We start from the raw sequence: 17,195 nt of genomic DNA, 5'->3' as shown, positions 1-17,195 counted from the left end.
CTTAGGGCCATGCGAATCTCTGTCATCGGATGCGGATATCTCGGCGCTGTGCACGCGGCCTGCATGGCCGAACTCGGCCACGACGTCGTCGGGCTGGACGTCGACGAGGCGAAGGTGGCACTGCTGGCCCAGGGGAAGCCCTCGTTCCACGAGCCCGACTTCCCCGAGCTGCTTGCCAGGCATGTGGCCTCAGGGCGGCTCCGGTTCACCACCGACCCGGCCCAGATCCGCGACGCTGAGATCCACTTCATCGGCGTCGGCACCCCGCAACTTCAGGGTCGGCTGGGCGCCGACATGACCTACGTCCGGCAGGCGGTGCAGACCATCGTCGAGCACGCCGAGGCGCCCGCCGGGGGCCGGCCGGTGCTGGTGGCCGGGAAGTCGACCGTGCCCGTGGGAACCGCGCAGGAGATCGAGGTGGCGCTGGCGGAGTCCGGCAAGAACCTGCTGCTGGCGTGGAACCCGGAGTTCCTGCGCGAGGGCTACGCGGTGGCTGACACGCTCCACCCCGACCGCCTCGTCTACGGCCTGCCCGACGACCTGGCCCGGGGCGCCGTCGCCAAGAAGATCCTCGACGAGTGCTACGCCGGTCCGCTCGCGGAGGGCACCCCGCTGGTGGTGGCCAACTACCCGACCGCCGAGCTGGTCAAGGTGGCCGCGAACTCGTTCCTGGCCACGAAGATCTCCTTCATCAACGCGATGGCAGAGCTGTGCGACGCCACGGGCGGAGACGTCACCAGGCTCGCCGAGGCCATCGGCCACGACGACCGGATCGGGAAGAAGTTTCTCCAGGCCGGCATCGGCTTCGGCGGCGGCTGCCTACCCAAGGACATCCGGGCGTTCATGGCGCGCGCCGGGGAGCTCGGCGTCGACGAGGCCCTCACCTTCCTGCGCGAGGTGGACGCCATCAACCGGCGCCGCCGCGACCATGCTGTCTCGCTCGCGGAGCAGGCCGTCGGCGGGCGTCTGGCCGGCAAGAAGGTGGCTGTCCTGGGCATCACGTTCAAGCCCGACACCGACGACCTGCGCGACTCGCCGGCTCTGGACATCGCGGGACGGTTGTGGTCGCGGGGTGCGGAGCTCGCCGTCGTCGACCCCGCCGCGGGAGATCTGCTCCGCGAACGGCAGCCGGAGCTCAACGTGAGCGACACCGTCGACGAGGCGGTGCGCGACGCCCACGTGGTGATGGTCCTCACCCAGTGGCGGGAGTTCGTGGAGCTTGACCCGGCGGCGCTGGTGTCGCTGCCGGCCTCCCCCAACGTGATCGACGGGCGCAATGTGCTGAACCCGCGCCGATGGAGCGACGCGGGATGGCACTACTACGGGATGGGTCGCGGCGTCTCCATCTGGTGACGCCTCGTCGTCGTGCGAGCGACGAGGAGGTCTTCGAGGCCGCTGTTCGGGCACCTCAGCCGGCGGGGGTGGGCTGCCCGTAGACGTTCTGGTACCGGTCGAACAGCGAGTCGATCTTCTCCTGCGGAATCGGGATCAGCTCGCCCAGCTGGCGGGCGATGTGCACCGTGCGCGCCACCTCTTCGACCATCACCGCCGCCTTGACGGCGTCGCGGGCGTCCTTGCCGATGGTGAACGGGCCGTGGTTCTGCATGAGGACGGCGCGGCTGCGGGAGTCCTTCAACGTCTCGACGATGCCCTGGCCGATCGAGTCGTCCCCGATCAGCGCGAACGGGCCCACGGGGATGTCTCCGCCGAACTCGTCGGCCATCATGGTCAGCACGCACGGCACGGACTCCCCGCGCGCGGCCCACGCCGTCGCATAGGTGGAGTGCGTGTGCACCACGCCGCCGATGTGCTCCAGGTTGCGGTACACGTAGGCGTGGGCGGCGGTGTCACTCGAGGGCTGCAGCTTCTCGGGCGTGCCGTCGTTGATCTTCACGCCGTCGAGCGTGCAGACCACCATCGCATCGGCGGACAGGTCGTCGTAGGACACGCCCGACGGCTTGATCACGAACAGTTCCTGGCCGATCGCGTCGGCGCAGCGGATGCGCTGGCTGACGTTGCCGGCGGTCCAGACCACGAGCTCCCAGCGGGGCAGCTCTGCGTGCAGCTTGGCGACGATCTCGCGGGTGCGCGCCACCTCCTCCTGGACGGCGGCGGGCAGGTCGGTGAGGGTGAGCGTCACGGTTTCCTCCATCGTTGTAAACAGCATGAATTCTAAGCCAGAACCACCTCGCGCGGATGGTTGGTCCAGGCTGAGCCCATCAGGCCTCGACGGCACTCCCGAGCGACGGGTCCGGCGGGTCCTGCTGGGGCCGGCGCGCAGAGAACACGTCCCACTCCATCTTGAGGTTGGCCGCCCACTCGCGGCTCACGCCCTTGAACCAGTTGAGCGGGTAGCGGCGCACTATCGACGTGTCCCCCACACCCACCGCGTCGACGCCCACCAGCGAGCAGATCGCGATGGCCCGGCCCAGGTGGTAGTCCTGCGTGATGACGGTGAGCTCCCGCACCCCGTACACGTCGCGGGCGCGCACGCAGGAGTCGTAGGTGTCGAACCCAGCGGGGTCCTGCACGATCTTCTCGGCCGGGACGCCCCGCTCAACAAGGTAGTCGCGCATGACGTCGGTCTCGTGATTGGATCGCGCCATGCCGTCGCCGCTGACCAGGATGGCCTTGATCCTGCCCTGCTCGTAGAGCCGCTGCGCAAGGTCCAGGCGTGCGGCCAGGAAGGCCGAGGGCCTGTCCCTGTCTGCCTTGGCACCCAGAACGAGACCGACGTCACGGGCGGGCACCGTCTGGACCGTGGCAGTGCGCCCGTGGGACAGCCAGGCCACCCGCACGCCGCTGACCACCACGGGGACCAGCCCGAGGGTCAGCAGGGCGCCGAGGATCAACGCGGCACGGCGCCGTCTGCCACGCCCCCCGGCCGGCGTCTCAGAGGCGATGATCGCGGTACCAGCGCACGAGCGACTGGGTGGACGGGTCCTGCTTGGCAAGAGCCGCGGCATTGCCCAGCACCGCCGGCGCGATCTCCATGGCCAGCTTCTTGCCCAGCTCGACACCCCACTGATCGAAGGAGTCGATGCCCCACACGATGCCCTGCACGAACGTGATGTGCTCGTACAGCGCGATGAGCTGGCCCACCACAGACGGGGTGAGGGCCGGCGCCATGATGGACGTGGTGGGCTTGTTGCCGGTGAACACCCTGGCCGGCACGATTGCCTCCGGGGTGCCCTCCGCGCGGACCTCGTCGGCCGTCTTACCGAAGGCCAGCGCGGCGGTCTGCGCGAAGAAGTTGGCGAGGAAGAGGCCGTGGACGTCGGTGTCACCGTCGAGGGTGGGGTGCGCCGGGTTGGCCACGGCGATGAAATCTGCCGGGATGAGGCGGGTGCCCTGATGGATCAGCTGGTAGAAGGCGTGCTGGCCGTTGGTGCCGGGCTCCCCCCAGAAAATCTCGCCGGTGTCGGTGGTGACGGGGGTACCGTCCCAGCGCACCGACTTGCCGTTGGACTCCATGGTGAGCTGCTGCAGGTACGCGGCGAAGCGGTGCAGGTACTGCGCGTACGGCAACACGGCGTGGCTGTGGGCGCCCCAGAAGTTGACGTACCAGACGTTCATGAGGCCCATGAGCAGCGGCACGTTGCGCTCGGGCACCTCGGTGCGGAAGTGGACGTCGACGGCATGGAAGCCCGCAAGGAAGTCGCGGAAGCCCTCCGGGCCGATGGCGATCGCCACGGGCAGGCCGACGGCGGAGTCCACCGAGTAGCGGCCACCCACCCAGTCCCAGAATCCGAAGGCGTTGGCGGGGTCGATGCCGAAGGCGGCCACCTTGTCCAGCGCGGTGGACACGGCGACGAAGTGCTTGGCGATCGCGCCGCGGCGGGCCTCGTCGGAGTCCTCGACGACGCCGGCCTCGGCGAGCCTGGACAGGAACCAGTCGCGAGCCATCCGGGCGTTGGTGAGGGTCTCGAGCGTGGTGAACGTCTTCGAGGCCACGATGAACAAGGTGGTGGTGGGGTCGAGGTCCGCGAGGGTCTCGGCGCAGTCGTTGGGGTCGATGTTGGAGACGAAGCGGCACTCGAGGCCGTCCTGCTTGTAGGGCAGGAGCGCCTCATAGACCATGACCGGCCCGAGGTCTGAGCCGCCGATGCCGATGTTGACCACCGTCTCGATCCGCTGGCCGGTGACGCCCGTCCACTCGCCGGAGCGGACCTTGTCCGCGAACGCGTACATCCGGTCCAGGACCTCGTGGACGTCGGCCACCACGTCCTGGTCATCGACGACCAGGCTGGCCTCGCGCGGCAGCCGAAGCGCCGTGTGGAGGACCGAACGGTTCTCGGTGACGTTGATGCGCTCGCCGTCGAACATGGCGTCGCGGCGGTCAGCCAGGTTGACCTGCTCGGCGAGCCGCAGGAGGGCGGCGACGACGTCCTCGTTGATGAGGTTCTTGGAGAGGTCGATGTGGAGGTCCGCCATGTCGAAGGTGAGCTCGGCGGCCCTGTTGGGGTCCGCCTCGAACCAGCCGCGCAGGTCCGGGAGGAGCGCGTCGTGGAGGATGCGGAGGTCCGCCCAGGCTTCAGTGGTGGTGGCGTCAACCGGAGTGATCATGACCCCAGCCTAGGGGGCCTGCTCCGCCCGCGACCATGGGCCCGGGTGGGCATTGAGCAAATGGGAGGGTTCAACGCGGAAACAGGGGGTCTTGATCGTTCAAGGGATAGGCGAACCGTGCCATTTGCTCAACGCCCACCCTCCCCCGGGGTCAGCGAACGCTGATGTGCACGTGGTCGTAGTGGTTGGCGCTGACGCTCCCGCGGTCGGAAAAGCTGCGCCACCCGTCGCCGGAGCGCTGTGCCGTCCAGATCTTCTGGGCGTAGAGCACCTCGATGACACCCAGCGACGATGCGTTGGCACGCGCCCACCTGGCGATCTCCCAGCCGGCCTCACCGGAGACCATGACATCGATGGCCTGCCCGGAGCTGTGGTACGAGCCGCTGTCCGCGCGGTAGCCGCCGTAGCTGTCAACCGATGGGAACTCGGCGCACACCGCCCGCAGGACCGCGCGGGTGCGGGAGGTGAGCCCGGACTCGATGCCGGAGGCCGCTGCGCACGCCTCCGTCGAGAATCCGGACGAGCTGCCGCCGGATGCGGCCGCGGTCTTCGAGGGGGCCGCGGCGACCACCGGCTTGGTCTCGGTCAGGAAGCTCTCCTTGATCCAGCCGGACTTCTCCGACCACACCACCTGGCGCCAACCGTCGACGGCCCACTCGGTGATCTGCACGGATCTGCCCTCGCTCAGCGTGGTGCGGGCGTCGTAGCCCACGCCGGGACCGACGCGGAGGTTGACGCCGGCCGTGGTGTAGCGGGTCCCCGCGCCCTCCCGCATGGCGGTGTAGTCCACGGGCTCGGGGCTGGGCGTCTCGACAGCCGCGGGCACGCTCGCGGTCGCGGTCGTCGCCGCTACCTCCGCGGCCGTCGCGCTGGGGATTGTCGAGGCGGTCGGTGTCGCGGCCGGGGTCTGCGACGCGGCGGCGCTCGTGGACGCGGAGGGCGTCGGGGAAACGGGGGCGGTGAGCGACGGGCGGGCATAGTTGCGCGACACACCGAACGGGCTGGACGCCGCCAGGCTCGGGTCCGTCAGCTCGAGGCCGGCTTCGGTGCCGGGGAGGGCCATGGCCGCAGCCGCCAGGCCCACCACACTGAGGAAGGTCACCGGCGCCAGCACGCGACGCACCAGGGCACCGCGCGGAGCCGATCCGGCGGCGCGACGGGCGGGCACAGAGCCCGCGACTTCCACCACGTCGCCGTCGTCGCCTGGCATCGTGGCACGTCGCGCTCCAGCCATGCCCACCTCATTCCCTGAGAACTTTAAGAAACCTTAAGATTCATCTCAGGATACGTGTTCACCGGCGAAACGCAAGCCCGCGTTCCGGCGTCGGCCCAGTGGTCGTCCTCAGCAAATCCTCAGCAGTCGGATACGATTCCCCCACCTGATGCAGGAATGGAACCATCGATGCTCCCCACTCCCGTGCGCGCAGCCCTGGCCGCGACCCTCGTGTCGGTCTTCGCGCTCCTGGCACTGCCTGCGCACGCTGCCCCCTCCACCCTGAAGGCGAGCTTTGCGGTCGCGGGTGATGAGGTCGAGATTGCCGGCACCCTCACGTCGGAGGGAGAACCGGTGAAGCGGGCAGACCTGGTGGCCACGCTGGACGGGCGTGAGATGGAGTCTGACCGCACCAACAACGACGGCGAGTTCGACATGAGCTTCGACCTCCCCGACACCCTGGCCGCCGGTCAGCACGTGGTGGCCGTCGTGTTTGGCGGGTCGCGCGGCGTGGACCCAGCCCGGGCCGAGACCACCATCACAGTGGGCACGCCAGCCGACAACAACGACGATGACGGGAACAACGGCGGCGGAAACGACGGCGGCGGAAACGACGGCGGCGCCACGCCGAAGCCCACGCCCACCGCGACACAACCCGGCGCCACCCAGCAGCCGGGCACCGACGGCGGCGGCACGGCCACTCAGGAGCCCGCCAAGCCGGCCGCGCTGACCCTCACCGCCCAGGCCCCCGGCGGCGCCGTCAACGGCTCGGTGATCACCATCACGGGGCGCCTGACCGACGCCAACGGCAACGGCATCGGCTCCGCCGGCATCAGCGTCGCCGACGCCGGCGGCCAGGTCGACGAGTCCTTCACCGTCACCACCTCAACCGGCGCCTACGAGGCCCTCTATGCGATTCCCGAAGCGCAGCCCGCCGGCACACTCACCCTGACCCTGTCCTTCGCGGGCACGGCACAGCTGAGCGCGGCCAAGGCCCAAGCCGCCATCGCCATCGAGCACACCGTGGTGGCCACGGCGACCCCCACCCCCACGGGCTCACCCACCCCGTCGACCTCTGCCACGCCCACACCGTCGGCCTCGCCCTCACCCTCCGAGGATGACACCACCCCTGCCACGCCCCCGACCGATGCCATCGGCCCCGTCTCCTGGTTCCTCGTGGCCTCCGTCGTGGTGGGCGGGTCCGCCCTCATCGCCACGGCGGTCATGGTCTTCCGTGGCGCGAAGGCCTCTCGACTCGGGGACGACGAGGGCACCTCCATCGACTTCCTCGACGACACGCTGAGCCAGACCGAGACGCTGCACGGGATGCTCGGCCCAGATCCGGCCGGCGAGGCGCCCCCGGGCCAGCGCCCTGCGCGGGCCATGCCGGAGGATCTCTAGGCCCTACCGGCCATCGCATTCTCGACGGTGAGGAAGGAGCCGCACCGGTCACGCAGCATGGACAGCGAGCCGCCGCTCACGGCGTCGCCCAGCAGCGCGTTGTCCACGCACGCGGCTGCCGCCCCGGCCTTCCCCCACTCCCCCGCGGCGTAGGCGCCGAGCCCGCCGAGCGGAATCACGCGACCCGCCATCCCCAACTCGGCCAATCGCGGAGCCATGGCGTGCCCGATCACGTCAGCGGGATACAGGAGCACTCCGGTGGCCGAGGTGTCCAGCGCCGCCCGCACCTCCGTCGGCGTCATCGCGCTCAGATAGCAGGGCAGCTCCAGGGCCGACGCCGCGTCCGCGATCCGCCCGGAGGCCACGTCGCTGAGGACGAAGCGCGCCCCGGCGGCAGCGGCGGCCGTGACCTGGTCCACCGACGCCACCCTGAGCGCCCCCAGCGTGGCGCGCTCGCCGAAGATGGCCACCATGTCGTCGAAAGCGCCGGCCCCCACCGGGAGCGCGAAGAAGGAGAAGCCCTCCTCGATGAGGACCTCCACCACGCCGACGAGGTCGTCGGCGGGGGCATCGGGCAGGCAGACGATGAGGCCGCGGAGCGTGAGCATGGCCCAATTCTGCCCCACCGCCCGCCGCTCGGGATCGCGCCCGGCCGCGGCCGCACACCAGGGTCCCGCGCTCCCTAGACTGCGGGCATGTCTGGTCTCCTCACCCGCACGCAACGCCTCGACGAGCTGCCCTACACCCGGAAGCACAACAAGCTCCTCTTCGGCTCCGGCGTCGGATGGGCGCTCGACGCGATGGACATCGGACTGATCTCCTTCATCATGGCCGCGCTGGCCCAGGAGTGGAGCCTCACCGGCGGGGAGTTGTCGCTGCTGGGATCGGTGGGGTTCGTCGGCATGGCGTTCGGCGCCTCGCTCGGGGGGCTGCTCGCGGACCGCATCGGCCGCAGGCAGGTCTTCGCCCTGACCCTGCTCGTCTACGGCGTGGCCACCGGGCTCTCCGCGCTTTCGGGCGGGCTGGCCGCGCTGATCATCTTCCGGTTCATCGTCGGCCTCGGCCTGGGCGCCGAGCTGCCGGTGGCCTCCACCCTGGTCAGCGAGTTCGCGCCCCGCAGGATCCGAGGGCGCGTGGTGGTGGCGCTGGAGTCGTTCTGGGCAGTCGGCTGGCTCGCTGCGGCCACCATCGGATTCTTCGTGGTGCCCAACGAGAACGGCTGGCGGTGGGCGTTGGCCTTCGGCGCCGTGCCGGCCGCCTACTCCCTGGTGATCCGCTACGGCCTGCCCGAGTCCGTGCGATTCCTGGAGGGCAAGGGCCGCCACGCCGAGGCCGAGGCCGTCGTCGCTGACTTCGAGCGCGAGGCGGGCGTCACCGTCCCGGAGGACGCGAAGGCCCCCGATGTCACGCTCCAGGCGGTCGCCGTCGACAAGAGCGAGCTGTGGGGTGAGCGGTTCAAGCGCCGCACCGTCGCGCTGTGGCTGACCTGGTTCGGCATCAACTTCGCCTACTACGGCGCGTTCATCTGGCTGCCCACGCTGCTCTACGACGGGGGCATGACGCTGGTGAAGTCGTTCGAGTTCACGCTGTACATGACGCTGGCCCAGCTGCCTGGCTATGCGGTCGCGGCGGTGCTGGTGGAGGTGTGGGGCCGCCGGCCCACGCTGGTGACGTTCCTCGGCGGCTCCGTGGTGGGCGCCCTCGCGTTCGGCATGGCCCCGCAGGTGGCCGAGTCCGTGGCTCCAGGCTCGGAGTCCGCGGCCTTCGCCATCACGCTGGCGGCCGGCTGCATCCTGTCGTTCTTCAACCTGGGTGCCTGGGGCGCCCTCTACGCCATCACCCCCGAGGTGTACCCGACCGCGATGCGCGCCTCCGGGGCCGGGGCCGCGACGGCCTTCGGCCGGATCGCGGCGATGCTGGCTCCGCTACTGGTCCCGTGGATCGTGGCCGGCTTCGGCCGCCCCGCGCTCTTCGCCCTCTTCGGCGTGATGTTCAGCATGGCGATGGTTGCCGCCTGGTTCCTTCCGGAGTACACCGACCGGGCGCTCGACGAGACCTGACCCATCCGCCGCGGCCCTGTTCACGGCGGCGCCGGCGAGGGCGCCCAAGGCAGCGCCGAGGGTGTTGAAGGCCAGGTCGTGGCCGCTTGCGTCGCGGTCGGTGAAGTACTGAACCGTCTCGATCGCCACCGAGGCCCCCGCCCCGAGCGCCACCCAGACCCACCACCGCACGCGCGGCAGCCAAAGCGAGGCGAAGAAGGCCGACGGGAGCAGCATCAGGGTGTTGAGGACGCCGTCGGTCTGCTCCGGTGTGAGGTCCGCGCCCAACGCCACGGCCCGGCTCCAGATGTCCACCACGAGCCTATTGATCGTCCAGCCGTCGGCCACGAACACCAGCCATCCGATGGGGACGGCGGGTGCGACGGCGAGCCCGAGGGCCCACCAGCGGCGGCGCGGCGGGCGGCTCACTCCTCTGGGTCGACCTCGGCCACCTCGCCCAACGACCCGTCGAGGTTCGCGGCGTGGTACTCGTCCATGGTGTCCTCGGCGAGGGCCCGCGACAGCTCGGCCAGGCCGTCGTCATCCACGACCACCACCGACTGGCTGCCCACCATGCCCGTGCCGGAAACAGGCGCCTGCAGCATGCCGATCGAACCCGTCCCGGTGAGCCGCATGGACAGCGCGAGATCGGTGACGAACTGGTTGGTCATGCCGTCATCGACGGTCATCGTGTCCGCCATCTGGCCCACCACGTTGGAGAAGGTGACGGGGTTGGCCAGCGTGGCAGGCGTCATGATCTCGCGGATGATGGCCTTGACGACGGTGCGCTGCCGGTAGGCGCGGTCCAGGTCGCCGTTGGGGAGCGGGTAGCGCTCGCGGACGTAGACCAGAGCGCGCTCGCCGTCGAGGTGGATCTCACCCTCCTCGAACCGGGTGCCGGGGTTCTGCTCGGTGGCCCACGGGTTGTAGACGTTGATGCCGCCGACGGAGTCGACGAGTTGGATGAAGCCCTCGAAGTCGATCAGGACCGTGTGATCCATCCGGACCCCGGTGAGTTGCTCCAGGGTGCGGACGGTCAGCTGGGGGCCGCCGAAGGAGTAGGCCCAGTTGATCTTGCCCTTGCCGTGTCCGGGGATGTCCACCCACATGTCGCGGGGGAAGGACACCAGGTAGACGGCCTGCCGGTCGCCGGTGACGTGGGCGATCATGAGGGAGTCGCTTCGGCCCTCCTCGATGTCGCCGCGTGAGTCACTGGCCATGAGGACGAAGTTGAGGGGGGCCTCGGTCTGGGCCTCGCCCGACGCGGCGGGCGCGGGGGTGGCCGCTTCCGGGCGTCCCTCGTAGTCCTGGGGCGTCAGCTGCTGGTCGCGGTCGATGGAGTCCAGGGCCGAGAGGCCCCGGACCGCGTAGTACCCGGCGACGCCCAGCGCGAGCACCAGCACCCCGATGCAGGCCATGAGAAGCGCGAACATGGGGCCGCGGCGGCGCTTGTGCCTGGGCGGGGTGCCGTCGTCCAAGACGTCGAGTCCCTGCTCGTCTGCTGCTCTCTTCATGGGGCCATTGTCCACTGTCGCGGAATGCGGACCAACACGGGCGGGTCCTCGGCCGGATCGCGGGCGGCGGGGTGTTCCTTCTCGACGTGGTCCCGACTACCCTGTCCGCATGCTGGATACCGTGCTGGGCCTGCCTCTCCATCCGCTGGTGGTGCACGCGGTGGTGGTACTCCTGCCGCTCGTCGCGCTGGGTGTGATCGCCCTGGCCGCGGTCCCGAGGTGGCGTCCACGGTTTGCACTGGTGCTGCTCGGCCTGCTGGCTGTGGGGTCGGCTTCGGCGGTGGTGGCGATGCTCGCCGGCAACGCGCTGGCCGAGCGCGTGGGCCTGCCTGCCACGCATCAGACCTGGGGCACGGCGCTGGCGTTCACCTCCGTGGCCTACCTCGTCCTCGCCGGGGGGTGGCTGTGGTGGGTCCACAGTGACGAGGAGGAGCCGACGGCGGCGCAGGGCGCACTGGGGTGGGTCGCGGCGGTGCTGTCGGTGGTGATCCTGGTGCTCACCGTGGGCGCCGGCCATTCGGGCGCGACGGCGGTGTGGGGCGGGGTCGTGGCGTCGCCGGCCGCGACTGTGTCGCCGAGCGCGTCAGCCTCTGTGCCCTCAGTGACGCCGTCAATATCCTCCGCGCCGGCGGTGACCAGCGCCTCCCCTGCGAGCACGCCAGCGCCGGAGCCCAGCTCAACGCCGTCGCGGATCGGCACGCCGCCGGCCACCAGCACGTTCGTGCCCGAGGAGGGCTACTCGATGGCGACGGTCGAGGCGAACAACACGGCGGAGTCGTGCTGGGTGGCGGTCAACGGGTTCGTCTACGACGTGACGGACTGGATCCCGCAGCACCCCGGTGGTCCGGAGCGGATCATCCCGCTCTGCGGAACCGACGCCACGACGGCCTTCGGGACCCAGCACGGCGACGCGGACCTGCCGAACCAGCGACTCAGTCAGTTTCTCCTCGGCCCCCTCGCCTGACGATGGGTCAGGACGCCGCGACCCGCTCCAACGCCGCCTTGAGGCCGGCCCGGACCTCGAGCGCCACGGCTTCCATCTCCGGGTTTCCGGTCAGGGTCACCATCGTCTCCGGGTCGATCGTCTCCACCACCGTGACGCCGGCGCTGTGCCGGACCACCACGTTGCAGGGCAACAGCAACCCGAGCGACGGCTCCACCTGAATGCCGCGGTAGGCGAAGCGCGGGTTGCAGGCGCCGAGGATCACCTGGTCCTCGATGTCGACGTCGATCTTGTTCTTCAGGGTCTTCTTCAGATCGATCTCGGTGAGGATCCCGAACCCGCTCTCGGCGAGCGACTCCTTGATCATGGCCACGGCCTCGTCGAACGGGCGCTCCAGGTCGATTCGCAGTGCATAGCTCATGGGGTGCACCTCCTGAGACAGATCATGCCCGCCCAGCCGCGAACGCGCGGCGGGCGGGCATGATTCGTGCGGGTCAGGCGCGCTGTGCCTCGTCGAGCTGGGCCTCGGCGGCCTGTGCCTCGTCGAGCTGGCGGCGGACGTCGTCCATGTCGAGCGCCTCGATGGCGTCGATGACCTCTTCGAGGGCCTTCGCCGGCAGGGCGCCGGACTGGCGGAACACGAGGATCCCGTCACGGAAGGCCATCAGGGTGGGGATGGCGGAGATCTCCGCGGCGCCGGCGAGCGAGCGCTCGGCCTCGGTGTCCACCTTGCCGAAGCGGACATCGGGGTGGGCGTCGGCGGCCTTCTCGAAGACGGGGGCGAAGGCGCGGCAGGGCATGCACCAGTCGGCCCAGAAGTCGACGAAGGTGATCCCCTCGCTGGTCACGGTGGATTCGAAGTTCTCGGAGGTCAGTTCAAGAGTGGGCATGGGGGTTCCTTTCGAGGGGATTGATCAGCAGGATGCGTGGTCGGTGATGCGCTTGGTGGCGGCCATGCCGTAGCAGGCCAGGAGCACCACCATCGGGAACAGGGTGGCCGGGGCCTGAGCGAGCATGACCGGAGCCAGCAGGGTGGCCGCGGCCGGGATGATCCCGCATGAGCCGCCCGTGAGGTGCTCGCGTGCGGCAACCCCGACAGGCGGAATGTAGGTGGCCAGCGTGACAGCGCCGATCAGCGCGGCCAGCGACAGGCCGATCAGGTCCAGTGCGCCGGGCAGGGCATCAACACCCAGCGCATTCTGACGGGCAGAGATCAAGGCCACGAACAGGGCCGTGGCCGAGGCGAGCGCCGCCACCGTGTGACGCCGCGACCAGGCCGCCCGCCAATAGGCCGGCCCGCTGGCCGCGACCGTCACGTCGCCCAGAACCTGGTGCGTCCGGGGCGCGATGTCGTGTCCTGAAGTACTCACACCACCAGTATGCCATACCCCAGGGGGTATCCAAATCGTCGGTCTGAGGTCATGGCCACCCCGGGGCTGGGACCACCTTGCAGAGTGTGGGACCAAGGACGGTCTACCCTCCCCCAATCCCCACTCAAGAAAGGGGTGCCGTGCGAGGTCCGGATCCCGGGTCTAGCTCGAGGCCACCAGCCCGGTCTCGTAGGCGATGATGACCGCCTGGACCCGGTCCCGCACTCCGAGTTTGGTCAGAATGCTGCCGACGTGGGTCTTGACCGTGGCCGGGGAGACGCCGAGGTGTGACGCAATCTCCGCGTTCGTCAGGCCCCGCGCCACGTGGGCCAGGACGTCGAACTCGCGCTCGGTGAGACTGGCCAGGCGCGGATGTCGACGTATCTGGTCCCTGTCCGCGCTGGGGAGTGGGAGCTGCTGGGCGTACTTCTCCAGGAGTCGCTTGGTGATCCGCGGCGAGAGGACGGCATCGCCGGCGGCGACGGCACGGACGGCTGAGATCATCTCTGCGGGCAGGGCGTCCTTGAGCAGGAATCCACTTGCGCCCGCCCGCAACGCCGCGTAGACGTACTCGTCCAGGTCGAACGTGGTGAGGATCAGCACTCGCGAGGCAGGGACCTGTTCGGTGATCAACGCGGTGGCCTGGATCCCGTCGCGTCCCGGCATCTGCACGTCAAGGAGGACAACGTCTGGACCGAGCTGGTGGGCGAGGGCGACCGCGGTGTCGCCGTCACCAGCTTCACCTACCACCTCGAGATCCTGCTGCGACTCCAGCACAAGACGGAAACCCATCCGGACGAGCGCCTGGTCGTCGACCAGCAGCACCCGGATGGGGTCGGGGACGGGACGTGATGCGGGGTCGGAATGGTCGTTCATCAGCTCTCCTCCTCGTAGTGCAGCGTGGTGGTGACCTGCCAGCCTGCCGACGTTGGCCCTGTGGTCACCGTCCCACGGAAGGCGGCCGCCCTCTCCCGGATCCCCGCCAGGCCGTACCCGGCACCGGTGGGCTCCGTCTCGCCGCGGCCCCGTGCATTGACGACCACGATCGTCACATGATCCTGCGCCCTGTCCAGACGAACCTGGACGCTTCCGCTGTCAGGGGCATACCGCAGCACGTTGGTGAGGCACTCCTGGACCACCCTGAAGACCGCGTGGCGGAGGTGCGGGTCCTTCGGGAGCGCCGGGCCGCGCTCCACGAGAACGACCGGCAACCCCGCCTTGTCGAACGTCTCCACCAGGGCGGCAACGGTGTCAGCGGCCGGTCGCTCGTGGGCGGTGCCCGCCGCGTCAGCCCCCGGCGGAGCGGGCTGCTCGTCGCGCAGCAGGCCGACGATGCGCCTCATGTCGGCCAATGCCGCCCGGCCCGTGCTGCTGAGTTCGTCCAGGGCCTCGCGCGCCCGGTCCGGGCGGTTGTCGAAGGACGCGGCTGCACCGTGGGCGAGAGCCACCATCACCGCCACCGAGTGCGCGACGACGTCGTGCATCTCCCGGGCCATCCGCGTGCGCTCGGCCGCCGCGGCCAGCTGCTCGCGCTGCTCCTGCTCGAGCGCGAGTTGCCGGGCCCGCTCCTCCAGGGCAGCCACCTGTCCCCGGTGCCCCCTCACGGTGAGCCCCAGCGCGAGGGCGACGACCGTGACCAGCACCAGTCCCACCATCGTGGTCAGCAAAAGCTCCAACGAGCCTGGAGGCTCAGCGCCGACGGGTGGCCGCAGCCTCGTCAGGTAGGTCACGAATGCCGCCCCGAGGGCGGCCGCCCACGTTGCCCAGGTCACGGCAGGTGGGCGTTGCGTCGCGACGCCGTAGACCGCGAAGGCCACGCCGAGCTCCGAGGCAACCGGATCACCGGTGACGACCGCTGTCACCACGAGCACCGCGACACTCACCGCGAGCACGACGATCGGGGCGCGACGGCGGAAGAGGAGGGCCGCCGACTGGATGACGGATCCGGCCACCGCGGCCGTCAACTCAGTGGCGGCCAGGTCGACCCCGGGCGCGGTGCTGGTCACGGCGGCCAGCGCCAGCAGCGTGCCGGCGCTGAGCAGGTCCATCCGTCGCGGGGAGGCGGTCAGCCAGGCGCGCGGCCGCGCCGTCGTCGGGCTGGACGCCGTCGATTCGGTCATGACAAGCCTTGCGGTGGGTGCGGGTCGATTCGGGAGCTGTCCCCAACCATCCTCTCAGACCCTTCCGGGGCGGGCGGGGTCCGACGGGGAACCGGCCTGGAGGGGTACCCCCGTCAAGCCCGCGTCCACCTCCAGGCGGAGACCCTGGCCCGGGAGGCGTAGGTGCGGCCGGGTGAAGCACGGCCCCCGGGGCGATGTGTGCCGCGGGCCGTCGCCGTAGCGTCGAAGTACACGGTGGCCGCCCCCTGCGCCACCCGGTTCCACGAAGGAGAATGATGATCGAAGCGCGAGGGCTCACCAAACGCTACGGGGACAAGACGGCTGTCGACGGTGTGTCGTTCCAGGTGCGGCCGGGGACGGTGACCGGCTTCCTGGGCCCCAACGGCGCGGGCAAATCAACGACGATGCGCATGATCGTGGGCCTCGACCGGCCGACGGCGGGTTCAGTCACCGTCAACGGCAAGCCCTACGCCGCCCACGCGGCTCCGCTGCGGGAGGTGGGGGTGCTACTCGACGCCAGAGCCGTGGACACCGGGCGCAGCGCCTACCACCACCTGCGCGCCATGGCCGCCACCCACGCCATCCCGTCACGTCGCGTCCGCGAGGTGATCGGGATGACCGGGCTCGACGCCGTGGCCGACAAGCGCGTGGGCGGTTTCTCCCTGGGCATGGGTCAGCGGCTGGGAATCGCCGCTGCCCTGCTGGGCGACCCGGAGACGCTCATCCTCGACGAGCCGGTCAACGGACTCGACCCCGAGGGCGTGAAGTGGGTCCGCACGATGGTGCGGCAACTGGCAGCTGAAGGACGGACGGTCTTCATCTCGTCGCACCTGATGAGCGAGATGTCCCAGACCGCCGATGAACTCCTCGTGATCGGCCGCGGGAGGATCATCGCCTCCGGCCCCATCCGCGACGTGATCGCGTCGGCAACCCAGACAGTCGTCCGGGTGGTCGCCCCTCGCGGGGCGAGCGTCGCAGAACTCCTCGCCACGAACGGGGCGACCGTCACCACACTGGGCCCCACCCAGCTGTCCGTCGAGGGGCTGAGTTGCGCGCAGATCGGCGACCTCGCCGCAGGTCAGGGACTGGCCCTGCACGAACTGACACCCCAACATCCCTCACTCGAGGACGCCTACCTCTCCCTCACCCGCGACGAGGTCGAGTACCAGACAACGACCACGAAGGAACTCCGATGAACACCGACCTCATCAGCCGCTCCGATTCCACCTCACGGGTGCCGGTCAAACCGGTCTCGTTCATGCGGGTGCTGCACTCGGAGTGGATCAAGATGTGGAGCTTGCGCTCCACCTACTGGACGGTGGCCGCCACGCTGGTGGCCATGGTGCTGATGGCCGTCCTGACGGGGTTCGCCGCCACGATGACCGAGGGCGACGGGGGCCCGGACGGGCGGATGGCGATCGGCATGGGCTACACGTTCGCCCAGGTCGTCGTCGCCGTGCTCGGAGTGTTGACGATCACCGGCGAGTACGGCACCGGCATGATCCGCTCCACGTTCGCCGCGGTCCCCACCAGGCTCTCAGCGCTCGGAGCCAAGGCGGTACTCGTGGCCGTCGTCGGATTTCTCCTGGGGATCGCCGGCGTCACCGTGTCCTACCTGGCCAGCTACCCACTGCTCGGCGCTGACGGCGCGGCCCCCCTCACCGACCCGGAGGTCCAGAGGATCTTCTGGGGAAGCGGGCTGTACCTCGCGGGGGTGGGGCTGTTCGGGCTGGGGATCGGGGCCATCATCCGGCGCACCGCGGGCGCGTTGACGCTCACGCTCGCCGTCCTGCTGATGCTCACCAGCCTGTGGCAGCTGCTGATGATGACGTCGGACTGGTTCATCGCGAGCTACCCGTACCTGCCCGCGATCGCCGGGGAGAGGATCGTCGCGCCCGAGGTCACCGCCGTCGTCGACGGCGCGCCCCAGGCGCTGGGTCCCTGGGCGGGCTTCGGCGTCTTCGTGGCCTACATCGCCGTGACGTTCGTCATCGCGGGATTCCTGCTCCGCAGACGCGACGCCTGAGGA

17 protein-coding genes and 1 pseudogene are annotated in these 17,195 nt (G+C 70.0%); 6 read left to right on the top strand and 12 right to left on the bottom strand.

Features of this window, described 5'->3' with window-relative positions; genetic code table 11:
• Window positions 1-9: 9 nt before the first annotated feature.
• Window positions 10-1,353 (top strand): UDP-glucose dehydrogenase family protein, encoded by a 1,344-nt coding sequence (locus tag ACX1D1_RS04460; RefSeq protein ID WP_459056104.1) that lies wholly within the window; start codon window positions 10-12, stop codon window positions 1,351-1,353.
• A gap of 55 nt (window positions 1,354-1,408) precedes the next feature.
• Here the strand turns inward: ACX1D1_RS04460 and ACX1D1_RS04455 are convergent, their stop codons facing one another.
• The 4 genes from ACX1D1_RS04455 to ACX1D1_RS04440 all read right to left on the bottom strand — a co-directional run bounded on the left by ACX1D1_RS04455 (window position 1,409) and on the right by ACX1D1_RS04440 (window position 5,800).
• The gene (locus tag ACX1D1_RS04455) at window positions 1,409-2,152 is read right to left on the bottom strand and encodes an L-ribulose-5-phosphate 4-epimerase (protein WP_220489136.1); all 744 of its coding nucleotides are present in this window, start codon (window positions 2,150-2,152) and stop codon (window positions 1,409-1,411) included.
• A gap of 67 nt (window positions 2,153-2,219) precedes the next feature.
• A complete protein-coding gene (locus tag ACX1D1_RS04450; protein WP_459056103.1) occupies window positions 2,220-2,852 on the bottom strand; it encodes a SanA/YdcF family protein in 633 nt (210 codons plus the stop codon).
• A gap of 40 nt (window positions 2,853-2,892) precedes the next feature.
• Window positions 2,893-4,566, bottom strand: a complete 1,674-nt coding sequence (gene pgi / locus ACX1D1_RS04445) for a glucose-6-phosphate isomerase (RefSeq protein ID WP_182783354.1) — start codon at window positions 4,564-4,566, stop codon at window positions 2,893-2,895.
• Window positions 4,567-4,717: 151 nt separating this feature from the next.
• On the bottom strand, window positions 4,718-5,800 hold the full coding sequence (locus ACX1D1_RS04440) for a VldE C-terminal domain-containing protein (RefSeq protein WP_459056102.1): 1,083 nt from the start codon (window positions 5,798-5,800) through the stop codon (window positions 4,718-4,720).
• A gap of 168 nt (window positions 5,801-5,968) precedes the next feature.
• Here ACX1D1_RS04440 and ACX1D1_RS04435 point away from each other — a divergent pair, with 168 nt between their 5' ends.
• Entirely contained in the window at window positions 5,969-7,180 is a 1,212-nt protein-coding gene (locus tag ACX1D1_RS04435) for a hypothetical protein (protein ID WP_459056101.1), read from the top strand.
• Here the strand turns inward: ACX1D1_RS04435 and ACX1D1_RS04430 are convergent.
• A complete protein-coding gene (locus ACX1D1_RS04430; RefSeq protein ID WP_459056100.1) occupies window positions 7,177-7,788 on the bottom strand; it encodes a hypothetical protein in 612 nt (203 codons plus the stop codon). The genes ACX1D1_RS04435 and ACX1D1_RS04430 overlap by 4 nt on opposite strands.
• 87 nt (window positions 7,789-7,875) lie before the next feature.
• On the opposite strand from ACX1D1_RS04430, the gene ACX1D1_RS04425 reads away from it, so the two are divergent.
• Entirely contained in the window at window positions 7,876-9,240 is a 1,365-nt protein-coding gene (locus tag ACX1D1_RS04425) for an MFS transporter (RefSeq protein WP_459056099.1), read from the top strand.
• A gap of 93 nt (window positions 9,241-9,333) precedes the next feature.
• Here ACX1D1_RS04425 and ACX1D1_RS04420 read toward each other — a convergent pair.
• Together ACX1D1_RS04420 and ACX1D1_RS04415 are read right to left on the bottom strand one after the other, a co-directional pair.
• Window positions 9,334-9,456, bottom strand: a pseudogene (locus ACX1D1_RS04420) (VanZ family protein); the annotation flags it as partial.
• 188 nt (window positions 9,457-9,644) lie between these two features.
• A complete protein-coding gene (locus ACX1D1_RS04415; RefSeq protein WP_182783349.1) occupies window positions 9,645-10,733 on the bottom strand; it encodes an LCP family protein in 1,089 nt (362 codons plus the stop codon).
• Between the two features lie 109 nt (window positions 10,734-10,842).
• On the opposite strand from ACX1D1_RS04415, the gene ACX1D1_RS04410 reads away from it, so the two are divergent.
• Window positions 10,843-11,697 carry a cytochrome b5 domain-containing protein gene (locus ACX1D1_RS04410; protein WP_182783348.1) on the top strand — a complete coding sequence of 285 codons (855 nt, stop codon included), beginning with the start codon at window positions 10,843-10,845 and terminating at the stop codon, window positions 11,695-11,697.
• A gap of 7 nt (window positions 11,698-11,704) precedes the next feature.
• On the opposite strand, the gene ACX1D1_RS04405 is transcribed toward ACX1D1_RS04410, so the two are convergent.
• The 5 genes from ACX1D1_RS04405 to ACX1D1_RS04385 form a co-directional block, all read right to left on the bottom strand.
• Window positions 11,705-12,097 (bottom strand): DUF302 domain-containing protein, encoded by a 393-nt coding sequence (locus ACX1D1_RS04405; protein WP_182783347.1) that lies wholly within the window; start codon window positions 12,095-12,097, stop codon window positions 11,705-11,707.
• Window positions 12,098-12,170: 73 nt separating this feature from the next.
• Window positions 12,171-12,566: a thioredoxin gene (gene trxA / locus ACX1D1_RS04400; protein WP_182783346.1), complete on the bottom strand. Its 396-nt coding sequence runs from the start codon at window positions 12,564-12,566 to the stop codon at window positions 12,171-12,173.
• A 24-nt stretch (window positions 12,567-12,590) separates the two neighbouring features.
• Window positions 12,591-13,046: a hypothetical protein gene (locus ACX1D1_RS04395; protein ID WP_459056098.1), complete on the bottom strand. Its 456-nt coding sequence runs from the start codon at window positions 13,044-13,046 to the stop codon at window positions 12,591-12,593.
• Between the two features lie 162 nt (window positions 13,047-13,208).
• The gene (locus ACX1D1_RS04390) at window positions 13,209-13,922 is read right to left on the bottom strand and encodes a response regulator (RefSeq protein WP_459056097.1); all 714 of its coding nucleotides are present in this window, start codon (window positions 13,920-13,922) and stop codon (window positions 13,209-13,211) included.
• Window positions 13,922-15,166, bottom strand: a complete 1,245-nt coding sequence (locus ACX1D1_RS04385; protein WP_459056096.1) for a sensor histidine kinase — start codon at window positions 15,164-15,166, stop codon at window positions 13,922-13,924. The genes ACX1D1_RS04390 and ACX1D1_RS04385 overlap by 1 nt, the downstream gene beginning before the upstream one ends.
• A 275-nt stretch (window positions 15,167-15,441) precedes the next feature.
• On the opposite strand from ACX1D1_RS04385, the gene ACX1D1_RS04380 reads away from it, so the two are divergent.
• Both ACX1D1_RS04380 and ACX1D1_RS04375 read left to right on the top strand, forming a co-directional pair.
• The gene (locus tag ACX1D1_RS04380; RefSeq protein ID WP_459056095.1) at window positions 15,442-16,362 is read left to right on the top strand and encodes an ABC transporter ATP-binding protein; all 921 of its coding nucleotides are present in this window, start codon (window positions 15,442-15,444) and stop codon (window positions 16,360-16,362) included.
• Window positions 16,359-17,192, top strand: a complete 834-nt coding sequence (locus tag ACX1D1_RS04375) for a hypothetical protein (RefSeq protein ID WP_459056094.1) — start codon at window positions 16,359-16,361, stop codon at window positions 17,190-17,192. Before ACX1D1_RS04380 ends, ACX1D1_RS04375 begins: the two co-directional genes overlap by 4 nt.
• The last annotated feature ends 3 nt before the right edge of the window (window positions 17,193-17,195 follow it).

The sequence above is a fragment of the Tessaracoccus luoxuelianae genome (genome assembly GCF_054483915.1).
This window is presented reverse-complemented; position numbering and strand designations above follow the sequence as displayed.

Coding starts and splice junctions, on each gene's coding strand:
- ACX1D1_RS04460 (WP_459056104.1), top strand. CDS start 10: ATGCGAATCTCTGTCATCGGATGCGGATATCTCGGCGCTGTGCACGCG.
- ACX1D1_RS04455 (WP_220489136.1), bottom strand. CDS start 2,152: ATGGAGGAAACCGTGACGCTCACCCTCACCGACCTGCCCGCCGCCGTC.
- pgi (WP_182783354.1), bottom strand. CDS start 4,566: ATGATCACTCCGGTTGACGCCACCACCACTGAAGCCTGGGCGGACCTC.
- ACX1D1_RS04440 (WP_459056102.1), bottom strand. CDS start 5,800: ATGGCTGGAGCGCGACGTGCCACGATGCCAGGCGACGACGGCGACGTG.
- ACX1D1_RS04435 (WP_459056101.1), top strand. CDS start 5,969: ATGCTCCCCACTCCCGTGCGCGCAGCCCTGGCCGCGACCCTCGTGTCG.
- ACX1D1_RS04430 (WP_459056100.1), bottom strand. CDS start 7,788: ATGCTCACGCTCCGCGGCCTCATCGTCTGCCTGCCCGATGCCCCCGCC.
- ACX1D1_RS04425 (WP_459056099.1), top strand. CDS start 7,876: ATGTCTGGTCTCCTCACCCGCACGCAACGCCTCGACGAGCTGCCCTAC.
- ACX1D1_RS04415 (WP_182783349.1), bottom strand. CDS start 10,733: ATGAAGAGAGCAGCAGACGAGCAGGGACTCGACGTCTTGGACGACGGC.
- ACX1D1_RS04410 (WP_182783348.1), top strand. CDS start 10,843: ATGCTGGATACCGTGCTGGGCCTGCCTCTCCATCCGCTGGTGGTGCAC.
- ACX1D1_RS04405 (WP_182783347.1), bottom strand. CDS start 12,097: ATGAGCTATGCACTGCGAATCGACCTGGAGCGCCCGTTCGACGAGGCC.
- trxA (WP_182783346.1), bottom strand. CDS start 12,566: ATGCCCACTCTTGAACTGACCTCCGAGAACTTCGAATCCACCGTGACC.
- ACX1D1_RS04390 (WP_459056097.1), bottom strand. CDS start 13,922: ATGAACGACCATTCCGACCCCGCATCACGTCCCGTCCCCGACCCCATC.
- ACX1D1_RS04385 (WP_459056096.1), bottom strand. CDS start 15,166: ATGACCGAATCGACGGCGTCCAGCCCGACGACGGCGCGGCCGCGCGCC.
- ACX1D1_RS04380 (WP_459056095.1), top strand. CDS start 15,442: ATGATCGAAGCGCGAGGGCTCACCAAACGCTACGGGGACAAGACGGCT.
- ACX1D1_RS04375 (WP_459056094.1), top strand. CDS start 16,359: ATGAACACCGACCTCATCAGCCGCTCCGATTCCACCTCACGGGTGCCG.